We start from the raw sequence: 17,389 nt of genomic DNA, 5'->3' as shown, positions 1-17,389 counted from the left end.
TGGAATGTTGATGAGCGGGCCATAGGGGCGGGTGGTTCATCAGTCTGTCATCGCGCCGACAATCTCTTGGGGAACTTGCGGTTCGCGTTTAGACCGGGGCGGCAATAACAAGGCTCGTCATTGCTTCGCTTCGCTCGCAATGACGAATTAGGGGGTGCGTGCATGGTAGCGAGCCAAGGAGCATGGTCGCGCGAGGACCGTCTCGCCGCGCTTCGCCTCTGCCCGCTGTTCGCGGGCTGGCCCGAGGCGCGGCTTGCCGAGGTCGCGGCGATCGCGCGCGCCGAGCCATATCGGCGTGGCGCCGAAATCTTCGCGCGCGATCCCGAACGGCGCGAGGCGTTCGTCATCGCCGCGGGCGAGGTCGAGGTCAGCCGCGCGTCGGCGGCGGGCAAGAAATTCGTGCTGAGCCTGCAGGGGCCGCACGAAATCCTTGCGATCGTCCGCCTGCTTGCCGAGCCGCCGATCCATTATGTCTATACCGCTTATGAGGACAGCGTGCTGCTGCACCTGCCGTGCGACGGGCTGGCGGCGATCCTCGATGCCGATCCCATTCTCTGGCGCGACATCGCGTTGTTGATGTGCGCGCGGCACGGCGACAGCCTGCGTCAGCTCAACAATCAGAAGCTCGGCTCGCTTGAACAGCGGATGGCGGCGACTCTCGCCGATCTTGCGCGGATTCACGGTGTTGCGGGCCCCGCGGGGATCGAACTGGCGCTGCGCCTGCCGCAGGAACAGCTCGGCGCGATGCTCGGCGTGACGCGACAGAGCATCAACAAACTGCTGCGCGGGTTCGAGGCGGCGGGGCTGATCGCGGTCGACTATAATCGCGTCACGATCCTGAGCCCGGCGGCGCTCGACGACATCGCCGCGAGCGGATGATCCCTGCTTCGGGGCCGTTGGTCCCGCAAGGGGGAACAAGCGGGGCGCTGCCTCGTTGATCCGGCAAGAGGCGCACCCCTTTCGCCTCTGAAAAACCAAGGAGAAACCCCGTGGGTGAACTGACGGACAAGGCCAAGGGCCTCGCCAACGAAGCTGCCGGCAATGTGAAGCAGGCGGTCGGCAAGGCGACCGACAACGAACGGCTGCGCGCCGAAGGCGTGGCGCAGGAGCGCAAGGGCGAAGCCCAGAATCTGAAGGGCAAGGTCAAGGGCGCGCTCGGCGACAAAATCTGACGATCGCGTATCGTCACGCAGCGAAAGGCCCCGGAGTTCCGGGGCCTTTTATTCTAGGGCAGAGTAGCATTTTCTTCGTCACCCCGGACTTGATCCGGGGTCCCGCTCAGCGACGGTGACAAGCGGGACCCCGGATCAAGTCCGGGGTGACGAAGATGTCTCAGGACACGGATTTAACGCTCGATGTGCCCGCGTCTTATTTCCCGCCTGACGCGACCAGATCGACGTCGGTCATGCCGCCGTCGCGGCGCGCGAAAACGACATAGGCGAGGTCGCCCTTGGTGCCGCCGAGCATATGCTCGTTGCCGCGCACGCGGTGGTCGCTGGTGTAGCCGGCGCGCACCGCCATCGTGTGATAATAGTCGAGCACGCCCTGGATCGAGGCGGCGGTCTGGAAATTGACGACGCGGATGTTGCACTTGCCGCCGGCAACCCCCGCGGCCTCGCGCAGCGTTGCGCGCGGATAGACTTTGAACGCAGCGGGCAGGCGGTCGGCCCATGCATTGCCATAAGTCAGCTTGGCGTCGCAGCTTCCCTTCTGCTGCTCGCGTGCCAGCGCGCCGATCGTGACCGGACGCTTCGCGGCGCAATCGCCATTGCAGCCTTCCTCGAACGGCAGAGCTTTCGGCGCGGCGAGCAATTTGCCCGCGGCCTGCGCCGCCGCGGCTTCGGCGGCGGCCGCCGCCTTGCCCGCCGCGATGCCGGGGACGCCGCCGTCGACGGGCCGGTTGCCCGGCGCCGCGGCGTTGCGGTTCGCCTGGCCGGTCAGCTTGGGGTCGACCATGATCTTGTCTTCGAGCGCGCCCTTGACCGCCGGGTCGCTGTCGGTCAGCCCGTCGTCGAGCGGCTGAAGATCAGCCTTGGCGGCCGGATTGTCGCGGCAGCCCGCCAGCGGCACCGTCGCCGCCACCATCAGGCCCGCGATCAGCCATTTGCCCCGCACGATCATAGCTAACACTCCCTTAATATCTCGCCCGGAATGCCCGATCCTGGTTAAAAAGGCCCAAATAAAATGCGTTAACGGGTAAGACTTTGTTAGCCCAAAACTGTGCCGGAGCGAGACGGAATCTTTCGTTCCCCGTCACCCCGGCGAAGGCCGGGGTCTCGCCGCTGCTGTAGGACGCGATGGTGAGATCCCGGCCTTCGCCGGGATGACATGGGAAGAGATTCAATCGGCGAACTGCCCCGATCCGGTCTCGCGCGGCGCCGTGCGGATCAGCCGCGAGGTTTCGACCGCGGCCTGGCGGTGGACGACCGCCAGGCGATAGACCGGGTCGGTCACCATCGCCATGAAGGCGCCGCTGTTCGGATATTCGGCGACGAACATCGCGTCCCAATGTTCGCCGTCGGGGCCGATCACCATCGCCTCCATCGCGCCGCGCCAGACGATGCGGCCGCCGAGCCGCTCGAACACCGCCCCGCTGTCGCGACCGTAGTTCGCATAGGCCTCCGCCCCGCTGAGGTTCGCGCCTGCGAGCGGGTGATCGGCGGGATAGGTCGCCTTGTCCTTGAAGCGGACGAGGTTGAGCATGTGGATCACCGTGTTGCGCGGCAGCGCCTTGAAGGCGTCGAACTGCGCGCGCTCTGGGTCGACGTGGCGGTCGGTCATGGCTGGAACTCCTTGCGTTTCGCGCGCCAGGCGTCGGCGCTTTGCGTCCAGGCGTCGACCGGGGCATTCTCGAACGGGGCGGGGAGGCGGGTCGGGCCGCTGTTCGTCGCGCCGAGCCGCTTCGCCAGCGCCTGCGAGCGCGTGTTGGCGGGATCGATGCTATGCATCAGTTCGGGCCATTTCAGAAATTCGACCGCGAAGTCGCACGCCGCGACTGCGCCCTCGAAGGCATAGCCCTTGCCGGCGAATTTCGCCCGCACGCCATAGCCGATTTCGGGCGCGGGCCAGCCGTCGGGCTCCCACGGGCCGAGGCGGCCGACCCATTCGCCGCTGTCGCGCTCGATCACTGAGAACATCGAAAAGCCGCGAATGTGCCATGCGCCGGCCAGCGTGCACCATTGGCGCCATGCCGCCGAGCGCGGGCAGGTGCCGCCGATGAAGCGCATCGTCTCTTCTTCGGCGCACATGCCGGCAAAGGCGTCGAAATCCTCGGTTGCGGGCGGGCGCAGGATCAGCCGCTCGGTCACGAGCAGGGGGCCGTTCAACATGTCTCTTCTCCCGCAGCGATGGACCGCTGTTTGTGCGGCAAGCGGGATCGCGGGGCAAGGCCCACGAAAAATTTGAGGGCGCCGGTGGTTAGACCGGCGCCCTCTCCATCACGTGGTGCGGGCGGAGGGGTCTCGGACCCACACCCGCGACGGGTTCCTGTCGCTTAGCGGCAGCGATATTTGTCCTTGTCGATCTCACGGCCGAGCAGCGCGCCGCCCGCGGCGCCGAGCACGGTGCCGAGCAGCTTGTCGCCATTGCCCGCGATCTCGTGGCCGGCGAGGCCGCCGACCGCGCCGCCGATCAGGAGGCCGGTCGTGCCATTGTCCTTCTTGCAGCGGTAACGGCCGTCGCTGCCGCGCCAGATGCGCGTGTTGCTGTTCACGCGCTGGTCGCGCGAGGCGTAATAATTGCGGTTATGCTTGCGCTTCTTGTAATAATCCGCCGACGCCTCGGCCTGATGATAGCCGGGGACGGCCGTCGACACGCCGGCATAGGCGGGCGCGGTGCCGACGACGCTGGCCGCGACGAACAGGCCCATCATGCCTTTGGTCAAGATACGCATTATTCAAATCCTTTCCTGGTCTCGGCGCCTCCGTTCCGAACGGAACCGGGCGCTTCGAGGAGAGAACGAGCCGGGTCCGAAAGCCGTTGCATGAACCTGAGGCAACGAGACGAAGCGAGGGAATCCATCGACGAACCGAAAGGGCCTTGAAGGTGGCGCGCGGCCATGCGACATCTAGAAACATGCTGAACATCGCCTCGATCGTCATCGGCGTCATCGCGCTGATTCTCGCCATTCCCGCCTTCATTCCGCTGCTCGGCTGGGCGAATTGGGTGGTCGTGCCGATCGCGGTCGTCGGGCTGGCGCTCGGAGCGATGTCGAACCGGACCAGCGGGCGCAATCTCAACATCGTCGTCATCGTCATCGGCGTCGTTCGCCTGATGCTCGGCGGCGGCATCATCTGATCGAAGGATCATGGCACCTTCCTCCGCCCCCGCGGGGAGCGATCGGGGCGGCCTGCCCTATGCGCTCGCCGCCTATACGATCTGGGGCTTTGTCCCGCTGTTCTTCAAACTGCTCGAAAGCGTCCCGGCGGTCGAGGTGCTGGCGCAGCGCATCATCTGGTCGCTGCCGCTCTGCTTTCTCATCATGGTCTTTCGCCGCCAGATCTCCGGCTATCTCGCGGCGCTCCGCGACCCGCGCGTGCTGCGGATGCTGCTTGCGAGCGCGCTGCTGATCGCGGTCAACTGGCTCGTCTATATCTTCGCGATCTTCACCGGCCACGTCCTTGCAGCAAGCCTCGGCTATTATCTCAATCCGCTGATCAATGTGATGCTGGGGATGCTCTTTCTGGGCGAACGGCTCGGCCGGCTGCAACTCGTCGCGGTCGTCATCGCAGGGATAGGGGTCGCGATTCTGCTCGCGGGCGCGCTCGACACGCTGTGGATCAGCCTGACGCTGGCGCTGACCTTCGGTTTCTATGGCCTGATCCGCAAGATCGTGCCGGTGGGCTCGCTGCCCGGCCTCGCGATCGAGACGACGCTGCTGATGCCTTTGGCGCTCGCGGCCGCCGGCTGGTATCTGTGGGTCGGCGACGCGCGCGGTTTCGGGGCGGACAGTTCGATCAGTCTGCTGCTGATGGCGGGCGGGATCGTGACCGCGGTGCCGCTGCTGCTGTTCGCGACCGCGGCGCGGCGGATGAGCTACGCCGCGCTCGGCTTCGCGCAATATCTGGCGCCGACGCTGCAATTCCTGCTCGGCCTGTTCGCGTTCCACGAACCGCTGAAACCCGTGCAACTCGCTTGCTTCGTGCTGATCTGGATCAGCATCGCGGTGTTCAGCTTCGACATGTGGAGGAAGATGCGCGCCGAGCGGATGGGCGGATCGATCTGAGCCTGTTACCTCAATTCGTCATGCCGGACCCTTCGACAGGCTCAGGACAGGCTTGATCCGGCATCCATTCTTACCAACGCAGCTCTAAATGGACCCCGGATCAAGTCCGGGTGACGGAAGGGTTAAGTAAGTTTCCAGCCCAGCGTTTCGCCCGCATGGAAAGGCACGACCTCGCCGATCCGCTCCGGCACGAGCGTTTCCCCGCGCTCCAGCGTGATCGTCCCGCCATTGAGCGGCAGACCATAGAAATTCGGCCCATGCTCGCTGGCGAACCCTTCGAACCTGTCGAGCGCGCCTTCCTCGTCGAACACCGTCACATAGGATTCGAGCGCGTAGGGTGCGTTGAAGATGCCCGCGCAGCCGCAGGCAGCCTCTTTCGTATGCACCGCGTGCGGGGCGCTGTCGGTGCCGAGGAAGAATTTCGGCGATCCCGACACCGCCGCCGCGCGCACCGCGAGCCGGTGCTGCTCGCGCTTGGCGACGGGCAGGCAATAAGCGTGCGGGCGGATGCCGCCGACGAGCATCGCGTTGCGGTTGATATGGAGATGCTGCGGCGTGATCGTCGCGCCGATATTGGCGGGCGCGTCCTTCACGAAATCGACCGCTTCGGCCGTGGTGATATGCTCGAAAACGATCTTGAGGGTCGGCAACGCCTTGACCAGCGGCGCCAGCGTGCGATCGATGAACACCGCCTCGCGGTCGAAGATGTCGACGTCGTGATCGGTGACTTCGCCGTGGATCAGCAGCGGCATCCCGATCTCGGCCATGCGTTCGAGCACACCCATGATGTTCGCGATGTCGGTGACGCCGTGCGCGCTGCCCGTCGTGGCATGGGCGGGGTAGAGCTTCGTCGCGGTGAACACGCCCTCGGCATGGCCGCGCGCCAGCTCGTCGGCGTCGCTATGATCGGTGAGGTACGCGACGATCAGCGGCGTGAAGTCGAATTCCTTCGGCACTGCGGCGCGAATGCGGTCGCGGTAGGCGATGCCTTCCTTTGCGGTCGTCACCGGCGGTGACAGGTTCGGCATGACGATCGCGCGCGCGAACTGGCGCGCGGTATGGTGCGCGACCTGTTCCAGCATCGCGCCGTCGCGCAGATGGACGTGCCAGTCGTCGGGAAGGCGGATCGTCAGGCGGTCGGTCATTCGTATCTCCTCCCTCCCGCAGGTGGGAGGGGGCGTTCAGAGGCGCGTGACTCTGAACGCGGGTGGGCGAGTCCGTGGCGGCGCTTAGCTGAAGTTGACGTCCAGGCCCACCCCAAACCCCTCCCGCAGGCGGGAGGGGCTTTAAGTTGTCGGCACGCCGCCCTATTTTCCGTTTATGCCCAATACCACCCTCAACGATCGCGCGCTCCTTCGACTTTCGGGCGAGGATGTGCGCGGCTTTCTGCAAGGCCTCGTCACCAACGATGTTTCGGGCAATCTGCCGGTGTGGGCGGCGCTGCTGACCCCGCAGGGGAAAGCGCTGTTCGATTTCCTGATCTGGGGCGACGAAGAGGATGTGCTGATCGATTGCGAGCGCGCCGCCGCCGACGATCTGACCAAGCGCCTGACGCTCTATCGCCTCCGCCGCGCGATCACGATTGCGCGTGAGGACGGGCTCGGCGTCCACTGGGCGAAGGAAGGCGATCTCGGCGTCGTCGATCCGCGCCTGTCCGACCTTGGCCAACGCTGGCTTGCGCCCGCAGGGGAAGGGGAGGGTGCCGATGCCGCCTGGCAGGCGCACCGCCTGTCGCTCGGCGTTACCGAGGGGCGCGCCGAACTCGGTGACGGCACGACGCTTTGGCTCGAATGCAACGCCGCCGAACTGAACGGTGTCAGCTTCACCAAGGGCTGCTATGTCGGGCAGGAGAATACGGCGCGAATGAACTGGCGGCAGAAGGTCAATCGGCGGCTGGTGGTCGTGCCGATCGGCGAGGCCGACGACAAGCGGCAGGTTGTCACCTGGCCTGAGCTTGGCTGGTCGGTCGAGCATCGCCGAGTCGAAAATATCGACCCCGCCGCCGCGCCTGGCTGGATGCGCGAAGCGCTCACCGCCGATCGGGGGGCATGACACCTTCCTCGTCACCCTGAACTTGTTTCGGCATGACAAAGGATGAAGGGGGTCGCGAGCCGGTCGCACACCGATATTCACATCGACCCACTACCCCCAGTCGCGGTTCATGACAGGTGCAGGCGGGCGCGGTAGATTTACCGCCATGCGCGCCCTTCTGATCGCTTCGGCGCTCGCCGCCGCTCTCCCGGTTGCTCCGGTCCTCGCCGCCGATCCTCCGCTCGTGCCGATCGCGCCCGAGGAAGCGGCCGCCCCCTCGCTATTGGTGCCGCTCGCCCCGGATTCGCCGTGGACTGCGCGCTTCGCGGCGGCCGCGGATGACTTGTTGCCCGCGCTGCGATCGGGCGAGGAAAGCCGCTGGGGCCCGCTGCTCGGCGGGCCGTGGCTGAGCGCGCCCGACCGCGCGCGCGTTGCCGCCTTGCTGCGCGACCGCGACGGCCCGTTCGGCCAGGCGCTTTCCGGGCAGGCTGGCACTCGCCGCATCATCCTGGGGTGGCAGCCGCCCGCGACGTTGAACACCGCGGATCGCGCCGCGATCGCCGCGCGACCCGAGGCCGAGGCGATCGTCTGCTGGGCTGCAGAGGGTGCCGCCGATACCGGATGGCCGCGCACCGCACGCGAAGCGGACAATGCGCCGGTGCGCCCCTATGCGTGCGCGCGCATCACCTATTCGGTGCGGGACGGCGCGCCGCGCTGGCGCGCCTTCGTCGAGGGCTGATTTAACCATTCCCCAATCATGATCTGCGACAAGCGCGCCATGTTGCAGCGTTTCATCTCCTTGGCCGGTATCATTGCGGTGGGCTCGATCGGCATAGCCAATATCGCGGGCCGTCAAAGGGCCGAAGGGCCCGCGGCGCCCGCGCCGGACCCCTATGCCGGCGAAAGCAACTGGACGACGCGCGGGCGGGACGCCGCTGCGGCGTCCGCCAAGGCTGCCGCCTCGCGGCCGAGCGAGGTTCGACTCCGGCGCGCCTCCGATTCGCATTTCTATGCCGACACGGATGTGCAGGGGACGCAGATCCGCATGCTCGTCGACAGCGGCGCCTCGCTCGTCGCGCTGACGCGCCGCGATGCGGAAGCGATCGGGATCGACGTCGACCGTCTGCCGGTCGCGGGCATGGCGCAGACGGCCGGCGGGCAGATACCGATGCGCATCACGATGCTCGACCGCGTCGAGGTCGACGGCATCGAGGTCCGCAACGTCGAGGCCGCGGTGATCGACGCCGACATGGGCGTTTCGCTGCTCGGCCAGAGCTTCCTCGCCAAACTCGACGCGGTGAATGTCGAAGGGGATATGATGACGCTGCGGTGAGGCGGGGTGTGCTTGGGGTGGGAAGCGGACGCTACCGGCTGTCCCGATGCCGCGAACTTGCCATGGTATTAAAGCGCGCTTCGCCAATCTCCGAAGCATGGCGTGATGCGAAGCGGTAGACGAAAAGTGCGATCACAGCGGTGCTGAGCAGGATCAGTCCCGGCACAACAAGACCTTCAGGCCAATCCGCATCTCGCGAAAGAAATATCGCTGCAGCGATACCGCAAACTGCAACTACGGTTGTTCCGCTACGCGCTGGGCTCAAGTCGTGATCGGCCTCGTTGTTACGAGGGGCTGAGACGCACCATGCGATAGACAGAATGCACCATCCAAGATGAACGTCGTTGCTCAAGTCTCTCAGTTGATCTGTAACCGGCATACGCGTCGTCATATAAGCAATGAGCAACCAAGCGCCTGTCGCCATCAAAAAGAGGCATTGGATGATGGGCCTCCAGAACTGCCTGGTGCCGAGCTTCCGAATTAAGCCACCCATTGCGCTCCTCGCCTGTCAGTCAGCAAGTAACATGCACCACTTCGCCGATGTCCGCAATCGGTCGCAAACCGTCTTTAGGCACCCGAGCCGCCGACGGCGTTGCTCTTGCCAAACCCCGGCGATTTCCCCACATCGCTGCCATGAACGCTCCCCATCCCCCGCTGAAGGCCGCGATCGTGCCGGTCACCGCTTTCCAGCAGAATTGCACTTTGCTGTGGTGCACTGAAACCAACAAGGCGGCTTTCGTCGATCCCGGTGGCGACCTCGACAAGCTCCGGGAAGCGGTCCGGCAGACCGGGGTCGAGGTCGAGAAGATCCTCGTCACGCACGGTCATATGGACCATTGCGGTCAGGCCGGGGTGCTCGCGAAGGAACTCGGCGTGCCGATCGAGGGGCCGCACGAGGACGACCGCTTCTGGATCGAAAAGCTGAGCGAGGACGGCGCGCGCTTCGGCATGGAGGGCGAGCCGTTCGAACCCGACCGCTGGCTCGTCGACGGCGACAAGGTGACGGTCGGCAATCTTCAGATCGACGTCATCCACTGCCCCGGCCACACGCCCGGCCATGTCGTCTTTTATCACGGGCCTTCGAAGCTCGCGATCGTCGGCGACGTGCTTTTCCAGGGATCGATCGGCCGCACCGACTTTCCGCGCGGCAATCACCAGCAGCTTCTCGATTCGATCACGCAGAAGCTGTGGCCGCTCGGCGGTGACACCATCTTCCTGCCCGGTCACGGTCCGCACAGCAGCTTCGCGCAGGAACGGCGGACGAACCCCTATGTCGCCGATGGGGTGGTGGGGACCTGAAGATAGCCCTCCCGCAAGCGGGAGGAGCGATCATCAATTCGGTGCGACCACTTCCGTATGCACGGCCTTCGCCGCGCCGAAGCTCACCGGGGTCGTATAGACGACGGTCAGCGCGGTGATTGCGAGGCCGAGCTGGGTCAACATGGTGATGATAGTGCCAATCATGCGGCCCCAGCGCATCCCGTCCATGCCGAGCGCGTGGAGGATGCGGCCGACCAGATAGAGCGCGCCGGCCGCCCAAAGCGCCATCGACGGCCCCAGGCCGAGCTCGACGAGCGCGAGCAGGATCAGCACGAAAGCGGTATTCTCGACGAAATTGCTGTGCGCGCGCATCCGCCGCGTGACGGCTTCGTTGCCGCCGTCGCCGACGAAGACCTTCTCCCGCGTCCGCACCCGCCCGACGCGCACGCTGAGCCAGAGATTGAGCAGCGCCGCGGCCGCGGCAATGGTCAGGCTGATCGGCAAGATGATCATATAGTCCCCCCTGTTGGCCGGGATTCCGGCAAGGACGGAGATGTGGCATTGACGGAGGGGCAGGGCAAGGCCGCTTCCTGTTCGCGGGAGCGTCGATCGCCCCTTTGCCTCGGGGGTTGCCTTTGCGGGCAAAAACGCTATAGCCGCGCCCGATCCGGCACCCGACACCAACAGGCGTTGAGGCACCCACCGGCGGAAGATTTCCGGCCGCTTTTCAGGCGGTAACAGGTCTTCGGCGCGGTGGGCGGGCCAGTCATTTCCGGCAACGGAGGTGACATGTTCGGGTTCGCCGATTCGATTGAACATATAGGAATGCAGGAAATAACATGGCCGTCCCCAAGCGAAAAACCTCGCCCTCGAAGCGCGGCATGCGTCGCAGCCACGACAGCCTGAAGGTCGAAGCCTTTCAGGAATGCCCCAATTGCGGCGAGCTGAAGCGCCCGCACAACCTGTGCAACGCCTGCGGCCATTATAACGGCCGCGAAGTGGTGGCTGGCGCCTAAGCCAAGCCGGAGAGCGCCAGAAAATGAGCCTGACACCGCGAATCGCGATCGATGCGATGGGCGGTGACGTGGGCGTTCGCGTGATGTGCGCGGGCGCGGCGATGGCGCGCCACCAGCACGACGGTCTGCGCTTCCTGCTCGTGGGCGACGAGACGCGGATCAAGACCGCGCTCGACAACCACCCGAACCTGCGCGCGGCGTCGGAGATCATCCACACCGACAAGGTCGTCTCCGGCGAGGACAAGCCCAGCCAGGCGCTGCGCGGCGGTCGCGGCAGCTCGATGGGGCTCGCGATCGACGCGGTGAAGCGCGGTGACGCCGGCGGCGCCGTTTCGGCGGGCAATACCGGCGCGCTGATGGCGATGGCGAAGGTCGCGCTGCGCACCATGCCGGGGATCGACCGGCCGGCGCTCGCGGCGCTGCTGCCGTCGCTCGGCGACAATGACGTCGTCATGCTCGACCTCGGCGCCAACACCGATTGCGACGCGAACAATCTGGTCCAGTTCGCGGTCATGGGTGCCGCCTATGCCCGCACCGCCATGGGCCTGGAAAAGCCGCGCGTCGCGCTGCTCAACATCGGCACCGAAGAGCTCAAGGGCACCGACGAAATCCGCGACGCCGCCGCGCTGCTGCGCGAGGCCGAGGGGCTGCCGATGCAGTTCGCCGGCTTCATCGAGGGCGACAAATTGTCGCGCGGCGAGGTCGATGTCGTCGTCCACGACGGTTTCTCGGGCAATATCGCGCTCAAGACGATCGAGGGAACGGCGCGCTTCGTTACCGACCTGCTGCGCCGCGCCTTCACCTCGTCGGTGCGTTCGAAGATCGGCTTCCTGATCTCGCGCCCCGCGACCGAATTGCTGCGCCACCATCTCGATCCCAACAACCATAATGGCGCGGTGTTCCTGGGGCTCAACGGCGTCGTGCTGAAAAGCCACGGCAGCGCCGATGCGAAGGGGGTCGCGAATTGCGTCCACCTCTGCGCCGAACTCATCGAAAAGGATATCACGCGTCAGGTGACCGAGGATCTCGCCAATTTCCGTGGGAGCGCCGCGGCATGACCCTGCGCGCGATTTTGTCCGGCACCGGCTCGGCTTTGCCGCGCACGCGCGTCTCCAACGCCGAACTCGCGACGCGCGTCGATACCAGCGACGAATGGATCGTCGAGCGCACCGGCATCCGCTTTCGCCATATCGCCGAACCCGACGAGACGACCGCGACGCTGGGCGCTGCCGCAGCGAAGGAAGCGCTGGCGGCCGCCGGGCTCGACGCGGCCGATATCGGCCTGATCATCGTCGCCACCGCGACCCCCGACAATACGTTCCCCGCCAGCGCGACCAAGGTGCAGGCGCTGCTCGGCGCGCCCGACTGCATCGCATTCGACGTCGCCGCCGTCTGCTCGGGCTTCCTCTATGCCCTTTCGGTCGCTGATTCGATGCTCCGCACCGGCGCCGCGCGGCACGCGCTGGTGATCGGCAGCGAGACGTTCAGCCGCATCCTCGACTGGGAGGATCGCACGACCTGCGTCCTGTTCGGCGATGGCGCGGGCGCGGTCGTCCTGTCGGCCGAGGAAGTCACCGACGATCGCGGCATCCTCGCGACCCGGCTCCACGCCGAGGGCAAATATTGCGACATGCTCTACGTCGACGGCGGTCCGTCGACGACCGGCACCGTCGGCCACGTCCGCATGCAGGGCCGCGAAGTGTTCCGCCATGCCGTCACCAACCTGGCATCGGTGCTGGGCGAGGTGATGGAAGAGGTCGGCCTTGCCGCCAGCGACATCGACTGGGTTGTGCCGCATCAGGCGAACAAGCGGATCATCGACGCGACCGCGAAAAAGCTGGGCCTGTCCGCCGAGCGCGTCGTGTTGACCGTCGACCAGCACGCGAACACGTCGGCGGCGTCAGTGCCGCTCGCGCTCGACCTCGCGGTCCGCGACGGCCGCATCAAGCGCGGCGACCTTGTCGTGCTCGAGGCGATGGGCGGCGGCTTCACCTGGGGCGCGGCGGTCCTGCGCGTCTGATTCCAGCGATTCTCCCCCGCTTGTGGGAGGGAATATGTTCACCGCATCAACTCCTCGCTCCATCCAATTCAGTTTGGAGGATTTATTCGCTTTTGTTACATAGGGAGCGGGACTCGTGTCGGTGGGGGCCTTCCGGGAACCTTTGGGTTGCATCCGCTTCAGGAGGGGAAGGGAAGAAGATGACGTCAGGGACGCTTACGCGCGCCGATATCGCGGCGAAGATCAACCAGCAGATCGGCTTGTCGCGCAATGAATCGGCGACGATCGTCGAATCGATATTGGACCATATGTCGGACGCGCTCGCCAATGGGCAGAATGTGAAGATTTCGGGCTTCGGCACCTTCGTGCTGCGCGACAAGGCGCAGCGGATCGGCCGCAATCCCAAGACCGGGATCGAAGTGCCGATCCTGCCGCGCCGGGTGATGACCTTTCGCGCCAGCCAGTCGATGCGTGCTCGCGTCGCCGGTAAATAGCCTGGGTATGGCGCATGGCTGATTCCGACCATGGCGCGGGTGGAAGCGCGGACAGGGGCAAGGCGGCGAGCGCGATGCTCGCGATCGGCGAACTCGCCGATCGCATCGGCGTGCCGACGCATGTCCTGCGTTATTGGGAAACGCGCTTTCCGCAGCTCCGCCCGCTCCAGCGGTCGGGGCGGCGGCGCTATTACCGCGCCGAGGACGTCGCGCTGGCCGAACGCATCCACCATCTGCTGCATGTGAAGGGCTTCACGGTCGAGGGCGCGCGCAAGGCCTTGTCGCAGCCCAATGGCGTCGTCGCTGCCGAGGTTGGCGCCCCTTCGGTTGCCACGCCGGCTTCCGTCGCATCATCACATGGGGTTCCGGTGGATGCGCTGATCGCGCTGCGCCGGCGGCTTGCCGAGGCGATCGGGTGAGCGCCGCGCCTGGGCGATATTCGATTGTGACATCTCCCAATCTCGTCATCCCCGCGAAAGCGGGGACCCAGAGCGTGCGTCGGCTAACCCCGCTTCTGGGTTCCCGCTTTCGCGGGAATGACGAAGGGTAGGAAATAATTCGGTCGCCACCCAATGCCGACAGTCAACGTCAATCATCATCCATCGCCGGCGCGAGCGCCGGGTCGAGGTCGCGCGGGCGAACGAAGGCGGTGATCCGCGCCTGATTGACGTCGAGCGCCGACCAGTCGGCGATGTCGAGCTCGAGCCGGACCAGCGCCGAGGTCGGCAGCTTTTCCTCGACCGCGGCGCGCAAATTCCCGTCGCCCTCTTCGGGCGCGAGCATCAGCGCGAGATCCTCGAGCCCCGGATTATGCCCCGAAATCAGCAGATGTTCGGCGTCCTTGCCGGTGTCGCGCAGCACGTCGATCAGCGTCGCCGCCGAGGCGAGATAGATACGCCGGTCCCAGACCGGCTCGATCGCGTCGAGGCCCGCGGCGGGCTGGAAGATGTCGAGCGTTTCGGTGACGCGCACCGCGGGCGAGGCGACGATACGGTCGACCGGCATCGCGTGCCGCTTCACATATTGGCCGATCAGTTCGGCGCCGCGCCGCCCGCGCGCGTTGATCGGCCGGTCGAAATCGCGCTCTACAGCCACGTCCCAACCCGATTTCGCGTGCCGCAGGATGGTCAAACTCTTCAAGATCGCTCCCCGCCTGTCCCCTCGTTCCCGGCCTTCTGCCGCAAACTCATGACGGTGAAAAGGCAGGATATGCGCTTTTTCGCTGCTGCACATTGGCGGCCGCGACGTGGTTCACCGCCTCGTCGAGCGGCAGGCGGCGGATCGGGGTGCCCTCGGGAAAGGCGCTCAGCAGCCGCGACGGGAAACTCGGCGACAGCATCACGAACTGGCCGAAATCGTCGGCGCGGCGGATCAGGCGGCCGAAGGCCTGGCCGATGCGGGCGCGGATGACGCTGTCGTCATAGGCGCTGCCGCCCTGCGCCGCGCGCCGCGCCGCGTGCAGGATCGTCGGGCGCGGCCAAGGCACCCCCTCCATGATCACGAGCCGCAGCGAATCGCCCGGCACGTCGACGCCGTCGCGCAGCGCATCGGTGCCGAGCAGCGAGGCGTGCGGGTCGGCGCGGAAGATGTCGACGAGCGTTCCGGTGTCGAGCGGATCGACATGCTGGGCATAGAGCGGCAGCCCGGCGCGCGCGAGCCGGTCGGCGATCCGCGCATGGACGATGCGCAGCCGCCGGATCGCGCTGAACAGCCCCAGCGCGCCGCCCCCCGATGCCTCGATCAGCCGGCTGTAGGCACCCGCGAGCGCGGGAAGGTCGCCGCGCGCGATGTCGGTGACGATCAGCACTTCGGACTGGCGTGCATAATCGAACGGGCTCGGCACCGCGAAATGCCGTACCCCGCCGCCCAAATGCCGCGCGCCGGTGCGGATGTCGGCGTCGGTCCATCCCGATCCGCCGCGCCCGCCGCCGCGCAGCGTCGCGGAGGTCACGAGTACGCCTTGCGCCGGACGATACACCACCTCCGCGACCGGCCGCGCGGGGTCGAGCCAGTGGCGGTGGAGCCCCAGATCGAACTCGCGCCCGTCGTAGCGATCGACCGCGAGCCAGTCGACGAAATCGGGATCGGCGGGGCCGCCGACGCGCCCGAGCAATGACAGCCATGCGCCGAGCGTGTCGATCCGCGTGCCGAGGCTCGCCCGCGCGCCGTCAACCCGCGCGCGCGCCTGGCCGTCGAGCCAGTCGGGCGGGTCCTCGACCAGCGCGTCGAGCCGTTTGCCGAGCGCCAGCAGCGGCCGCAGCAGCGCCTCGACCGCGTCGCTCGCACCCGCCGCCGCCGCGACCAGTTCGGGATCGGGGTCGGCCAGTTCGGTTTCGAGGCCATAGCCCGCGTCGGCGGTGCGCGTGTCGACGCTGCGTGCATAGACCTGTCCGCGCACCGCGACGAGCAGCCGCTCGATCGCGCCCCATGGCTCCTTCTCGGCAATCCGGGCGAGCCAGCCTTCGCCGGGCAGTTCGCCCGCCGCGGCGATCGCCGCCTGGATCGCGCGCTCGCCCGCCTCGTCATAGCTCGCGACGTCGGCGAGCCGCGCCGCGAGCCCGCGCCGCCGCCCGCGCGACTTGCCTTCGGGGCCGAGCACCCAGCGGCGAATTTCCAACGCTTCCTGTCCGGTCAGCGCCGCCGCGAACATCGAATCGGCGGCATCCCACAGATGATGCCCCTCGTCGAAGATCAGCCGCGTCGCGGGCGCGCCGCCCCCCTCCTGCGAACTTGGGCGCGGGCGGGCGGCCTGCACCATCGTCAGCGCGTGGTTGGCGATGACGATGTCGGCCTGCGTCGCGGCGCGCGCCGAGCGTTCGATGAAGCATTTGCGGAAATGCGGGCAGCCCGCGTAAATGCACTCGCCGCGCCGGTCGGTCAGCGCCGTGGTGCCGTTGCGACGGAAGAGGGCGGGGAGCCAGCCGGGCAGGTCGCCCCCCACCATGTCGCCGTCGCGCGTATAGGCCGCCCAGCGCGCGACGAGCTGCGCGAGGATCGCCGCGCGCCCCGAAAAGCCGCCCTGCAGCGCATCTTCCAGATTGAGCAGGCAGAGATAATTCTCGCGCCCCTTTCGCACGACGACCTTCTCGCGGTGCGTCGCGGCGTCGGGATAGAGCTTCTCGGTCTCGCGCGAAAGCTGGCGTTGCAGCGCCTTGGTGAAGGTCGAGATGCAGACTGCGCCCGCCGACTGGTCGATCCATTGTTTCGCGGGGGCGAGATAGCCGAGCGTCTTGCCGATTCCGGTGCCCGCCTCGGCGACCAGCATCTCTGGCGCGTCCTTGCGCGCGCGTGGGCCGAAGATCGCGGCGGCGGCGCGGGCATAATCCTGCTGCCCCGCGCGCCGCTCGGCGCCGTCGCCGGTCAGCCGGTCCAACCGCGCCGTCACGTCGTCGGGATTTACCGTCACCTGCCTTGGCTGCGCGCGCGGCGGCGCTTCCTCCCATTCGGGCAGGCGCGCGAACAGCCAGCGATCGGCCTTGCCCGGCGGATCGAGCCGCGATTGCAGCAGCGAGGCCCACGGCCAGCGCTGGCGGCCGAGCGCCTGGAGAGCGTGCCACGCCCCCTCGCGCTCGGGCCAGTCCGGGTCGTCGAGGCTCGCGAGCATCGCCGCCGCCGCCTGCGGCAGAAAGACGGCAATGTCATCCTCGCGCGTGGGCGGCGTCAGCCCGAGCGCGGCGGCGATTCCCGCAGGGGTCGGCACTGCGAAGCGCGCGGGATAAAGGAAAGCGAACAGTTCGAGCAGGTCGAGCCCCGACAATTCGGGATAGCCGAGCCGGTCGCCGGTCAGCGTGGCGCCCAGCAGCAGGTGCGGTGTCGCCGCCACCGCCGCGATCGCCTCGCCGCGCCCGACCCGTTGCACGCGCCCGCCCGCATCGGCGATCCAGATGCCGACATGGCTCGCATGGAGTGCGGGCAGGGCAAGGGGATCGACGCGGGGGAGCATGGCCCCACGCTAGGGACAAAAGAGGAACGCGGCAAGCGTGCGGATGACCGCCTCATTTCGTCATCCCCGCGAAAGCGGGGACCCAGGGT

The 17,389-nt window shown here is 67.0% G+C and carries 22 protein-coding genes; 13 read left to right on the top strand and 9 right to left on the bottom strand.

Annotated features, from left to right (window positions below; genetic code table 11):
• Positions 1–162: 162 nt before the first annotated feature.
• Complete coding sequence (locus NP825_RS12410; protein ID WP_257543847.1) at positions 163–879, top strand: Crp/Fnr family transcriptional regulator; 717 nt, start codon at positions 163–165, stop codon at positions 877–879.
• A gap of 110 nt (positions 880–989) precedes the next feature.
• Positions 990–1,172 (top strand): CsbD family protein, encoded by a 183-nt coding sequence (locus NP825_RS12405; RefSeq protein ID WP_257543845.1) that lies wholly within the window; start codon positions 990–992, stop codon positions 1,170–1,172.
• A gap of 196 nt (positions 1,173–1,368) precedes the next feature.
• Here NP825_RS12405 and NP825_RS12400 read toward each other — a convergent pair whose 3' ends face one another.
• From NP825_RS12400 to NP825_RS12385, 4 genes are all read right to left on the bottom strand, one after another.
• Positions 1,369–2,121 (bottom strand): hypothetical protein, encoded by a 753-nt coding sequence (locus tag NP825_RS12400; protein WP_257543843.1) that lies wholly within the window; start codon positions 2,119–2,121, stop codon positions 1,369–1,371.
• Between the two features lie 219 nt (positions 2,122–2,340).
• Positions 2,341–2,781 carry a DUF1330 domain-containing protein gene (locus NP825_RS12395; protein WP_257543841.1) on the bottom strand — a complete coding sequence of 147 codons (441 nt, stop codon included), beginning with the start codon at positions 2,779–2,781 and terminating at the stop codon, positions 2,341–2,343.
• Entirely contained in the window at positions 2,778–3,329 is a 552-nt protein-coding gene (locus tag NP825_RS12390) for a GNAT family N-acetyltransferase (RefSeq protein WP_257543839.1), read from the bottom strand. The genes NP825_RS12395 and NP825_RS12390 overlap by 4 nt, the downstream gene beginning before the upstream one ends.
• Positions 3,330–3,493: 164 nt before the next feature.
• On the bottom strand, positions 3,494–3,892 hold the full coding sequence (locus NP825_RS12385) for a glycine zipper 2TM domain-containing protein (RefSeq protein WP_257543837.1): 399 nt from the start codon (positions 3,890–3,892) through the stop codon (positions 3,494–3,496).
• Positions 3,893–4,074: 182 nt separating this feature from the next.
• Between NP825_RS12385 and NP825_RS12380 the strand changes: the two genes are divergently transcribed.
• Complete coding sequence (locus NP825_RS12380) at positions 4,075–4,296, top strand: hypothetical protein (protein WP_257543835.1); 222 nt, start codon at positions 4,075–4,077, stop codon at positions 4,294–4,296.
• 10 nt (positions 4,297–4,306) lie between these two features.
• Complete coding sequence (gene rarD, locus NP825_RS12375) at positions 4,307–5,224, top strand: EamA family transporter RarD (RefSeq protein WP_257543833.1); 918 nt, start codon at positions 4,307–4,309, stop codon at positions 5,222–5,224.
• A 122-nt stretch (positions 5,225–5,346) separates the two neighbouring features.
• On the opposite strand, the gene pyrC is transcribed toward rarD, so the two are convergent.
• Complete coding sequence (pyrC, locus tag NP825_RS12370) at positions 5,347–6,369, bottom strand: dihydroorotase (RefSeq protein WP_257543830.1); 1,023 nt, start codon at positions 6,367–6,369, stop codon at positions 5,347–5,349.
• A gap of 175 nt (positions 6,370–6,544) precedes the next feature.
• Between pyrC and NP825_RS12365 the strand changes: the two genes are divergently transcribed.
• The 3 genes from NP825_RS12365 (at position 6,545) to NP825_RS12355 (ending at position 8,588) form a co-directional block, all read left to right on the top strand.
• Positions 6,545–7,276: a folate-binding protein YgfZ gene (locus NP825_RS12365; protein WP_257543828.1), complete on the top strand. Its 732-nt coding sequence runs from the start codon at positions 6,545–6,547 to the stop codon at positions 7,274–7,276.
• 145 nt (positions 7,277–7,421) lie between these two features.
• A complete protein-coding gene (locus NP825_RS12360) occupies positions 7,422–7,994 on the top strand; it encodes a hypothetical protein (protein WP_257543826.1) in 573 nt (190 codons plus the stop codon).
• Positions 7,995–8,012: 18 nt separating this feature from the next.
• On the top strand, positions 8,013–8,588 hold the full coding sequence (locus NP825_RS12355) for a TIGR02281 family clan AA aspartic protease (RefSeq protein ID WP_257543824.1): 576 nt from the start codon (positions 8,013–8,015) through the stop codon (positions 8,586–8,588).
• 31 nt (positions 8,589–8,619) lie between these two features.
• On the opposite strand, the gene NP825_RS12350 is transcribed toward NP825_RS12355, so the two are convergent.
• Positions 8,620–8,979, bottom strand: coding sequence for a hypothetical protein (locus NP825_RS12350; protein WP_257543822.1), 360 nt, complete (start codon positions 8,977–8,979; stop codon positions 8,620–8,622).
• A 242-nt stretch (positions 8,980–9,221) separates the two neighbouring features.
• Here NP825_RS12350 and NP825_RS12345 point away from each other — a divergent pair, with 242 nt between their 5' ends.
• Positions 9,222–9,887 carry an MBL fold metallo-hydrolase gene (locus NP825_RS12345; protein WP_306996751.1) on the top strand — a complete coding sequence of 222 codons (666 nt, stop codon included), beginning with the start codon at positions 9,222–9,224 and terminating at the stop codon, positions 9,885–9,887.
• A gap of 33 nt (positions 9,888–9,920) precedes the next feature.
• On the opposite strand, the gene NP825_RS12340 is transcribed toward NP825_RS12345, so the two are convergent.
• On the bottom strand, positions 9,921–10,361 hold the full coding sequence (locus tag NP825_RS12340) for an MAPEG family protein (protein ID WP_257543820.1): 441 nt from the start codon (positions 10,359–10,361) through the stop codon (positions 9,921–9,923).
• A 326-nt stretch (positions 10,362–10,687) separates the two neighbouring features.
• Between NP825_RS12340 and rpmF the strand changes: the two genes are divergently transcribed.
• The 5 genes from rpmF (at position 10,688) to NP825_RS12315 (ending at position 13,776) form a co-directional block, all read left to right on the top strand.
• Positions 10,688–10,864: a 50S ribosomal protein L32 gene (rpmF, locus tag NP825_RS12335; protein ID WP_053553947.1), complete on the top strand. Its 177-nt coding sequence runs from the start codon at positions 10,688–10,690 to the stop codon at positions 10,862–10,864.
• Positions 10,865–10,887: 23 nt separating this feature from the next.
• Positions 10,888–11,922 carry a phosphate acyltransferase PlsX gene (gene plsX / locus NP825_RS12330; protein ID WP_257543810.1) on the top strand — a complete coding sequence of 345 codons (1,035 nt, stop codon included), beginning with the start codon at positions 10,888–10,890 and terminating at the stop codon, positions 11,920–11,922.
• A complete protein-coding gene (locus tag NP825_RS12325) occupies positions 11,919–12,884 on the top strand; it encodes a beta-ketoacyl-ACP synthase III (protein ID WP_306996735.1) in 966 nt (321 codons plus the stop codon). The genes plsX and NP825_RS12325 overlap by 4 nt, the downstream gene beginning before the upstream one ends.
• 179 nt (positions 12,885–13,063) lie before the next feature.
• Positions 13,064–13,357, top strand: a complete 294-nt coding sequence (locus NP825_RS12320; RefSeq protein ID WP_257543808.1) for an integration host factor subunit alpha — start codon at positions 13,064–13,066, stop codon at positions 13,355–13,357.
• 14 nt (positions 13,358–13,371) lie between these two features.
• Positions 13,372–13,776 (top strand): MerR family transcriptional regulator, encoded by a 405-nt coding sequence (locus NP825_RS12315; protein ID WP_257543806.1) that lies wholly within the window; start codon positions 13,372–13,374, stop codon positions 13,774–13,776.
• A gap of 169 nt (positions 13,777–13,945) precedes the next feature.
• Here NP825_RS12315 and NP825_RS12310 read toward each other — a convergent pair whose 3' ends face one another.
• Both NP825_RS12310 and NP825_RS12305 read right to left on the bottom strand, forming a co-directional pair.
• Positions 13,946–14,497, bottom strand: coding sequence for a histidine phosphatase family protein (locus NP825_RS12310; RefSeq protein ID WP_257543803.1), 552 nt, complete (start codon positions 14,495–14,497; stop codon positions 13,946–13,948).
• 46 nt (positions 14,498–14,543) lie between these two features.
• A complete protein-coding gene (locus tag NP825_RS12305; RefSeq protein ID WP_257543801.1) occupies positions 14,544–17,300 on the bottom strand; it encodes an ATP-dependent DNA helicase in 2,757 nt (918 codons plus the stop codon).
• Positions 17,301–17,389: the final 89 nt, after the last annotated feature.

The sequence above is a fragment of the Sphingopyxis sp. DBS4 genome (assembly GCF_024628865.1).
Classification (GTDB): domain Bacteria; phylum Pseudomonadota; class Alphaproteobacteria; order Sphingomonadales; family Sphingomonadaceae; genus Sphingopyxis.
Note: the sequence above shows the minus strand (reverse complement) of the source record. Positions and strands in the feature narration are given on the sequence as shown.

Excerpts from the sequence above, each read along its gene's own strand:
- NP825_RS12410 (WP_257543847.1), top strand. The coding sequence starts at position 163 with ATGGTAGCGAGCCAAGGAGCATGGTCGCGCGAGGACCGTCTCGCCGCG.
- NP825_RS12400 (WP_257543843.1), bottom strand. The coding sequence starts at position 2,121 with ATGATCGTGCGGGGCAAATGGCTGATCGCGGGCCTGATGGTGGCGGCG.
- NP825_RS12395 (WP_257543841.1), bottom strand. The coding sequence starts at position 2,781 with ATGACCGACCGCCACGTCGACCCAGAGCGCGCGCAGTTCGACGCCTTC.
- NP825_RS12390 (WP_257543839.1), bottom strand. The coding sequence starts at position 3,329 with ATGTTGAACGGCCCCCTGCTCGTGACCGAGCGGCTGATCCTGCGCCCG.
- NP825_RS12385 (WP_257543837.1), bottom strand. The coding sequence starts at position 3,892 with ATGCGTATCTTGACCAAAGGCATGATGGGCCTGTTCGTCGCGGCCAGC.
- NP825_RS12380 (WP_257543835.1), top strand. The coding sequence starts at position 4,075 with ATGCTGAACATCGCCTCGATCGTCATCGGCGTCATCGCGCTGATTCTC.
- rarD (WP_257543833.1), top strand. The coding sequence starts at position 4,307 with ATGGCACCTTCCTCCGCCCCCGCGGGGAGCGATCGGGGCGGCCTGCCC.
- pyrC (WP_257543830.1), bottom strand. The coding sequence starts at position 6,369 with ATGACCGACCGCCTGACGATCCGCCTTCCCGACGACTGGCACGTCCAT.
- NP825_RS12365 (WP_257543828.1), top strand. The coding sequence starts at position 6,545 with ATGCCCAATACCACCCTCAACGATCGCGCGCTCCTTCGACTTTCGGGC.
- NP825_RS12360 (WP_257543826.1), top strand. The coding sequence starts at position 7,422 with ATGCGCGCCCTTCTGATCGCTTCGGCGCTCGCCGCCGCTCTCCCGGTT.
- NP825_RS12355 (WP_257543824.1), top strand. The coding sequence starts at position 8,013 with ATGATCTGCGACAAGCGCGCCATGTTGCAGCGTTTCATCTCCTTGGCC.
- NP825_RS12350 (WP_257543822.1), bottom strand. The coding sequence starts at position 8,979 with ATGACGACGCGTATGCCGGTTACAGATCAACTGAGAGACTTGAGCAAC.
- NP825_RS12345 (WP_306996751.1), top strand. The coding sequence starts at position 9,222 with ATGAACGCTCCCCATCCCCCGCTGAAGGCCGCGATCGTGCCGGTCACC.
- NP825_RS12340 (WP_257543820.1), bottom strand. The coding sequence starts at position 10,361 with ATGATCATCTTGCCGATCAGCCTGACCATTGCCGCGGCCGCGGCGCTG.
- rpmF (WP_053553947.1), top strand. The coding sequence starts at position 10,688 with ATGGCCGTCCCCAAGCGAAAAACCTCGCCCTCGAAGCGCGGCATGCGT.
- plsX (WP_257543810.1), top strand. The coding sequence starts at position 10,888 with ATGAGCCTGACACCGCGAATCGCGATCGATGCGATGGGCGGTGACGTG.
- NP825_RS12325 (WP_306996735.1), top strand. The coding sequence starts at position 11,919 with ATGACCCTGCGCGCGATTTTGTCCGGCACCGGCTCGGCTTTGCCGCGC.
- NP825_RS12320 (WP_257543808.1), top strand. The coding sequence starts at position 13,064 with ATGACGTCAGGGACGCTTACGCGCGCCGATATCGCGGCGAAGATCAAC.
- NP825_RS12315 (WP_257543806.1), top strand. The coding sequence starts at position 13,372 with ATGGCTGATTCCGACCATGGCGCGGGTGGAAGCGCGGACAGGGGCAAG.
- NP825_RS12305 (WP_257543801.1), bottom strand. The coding sequence starts at position 17,300 with ATGCTCCCCCGCGTCGATCCCCTTGCCCTGCCCGCACTCCATGCGAGC.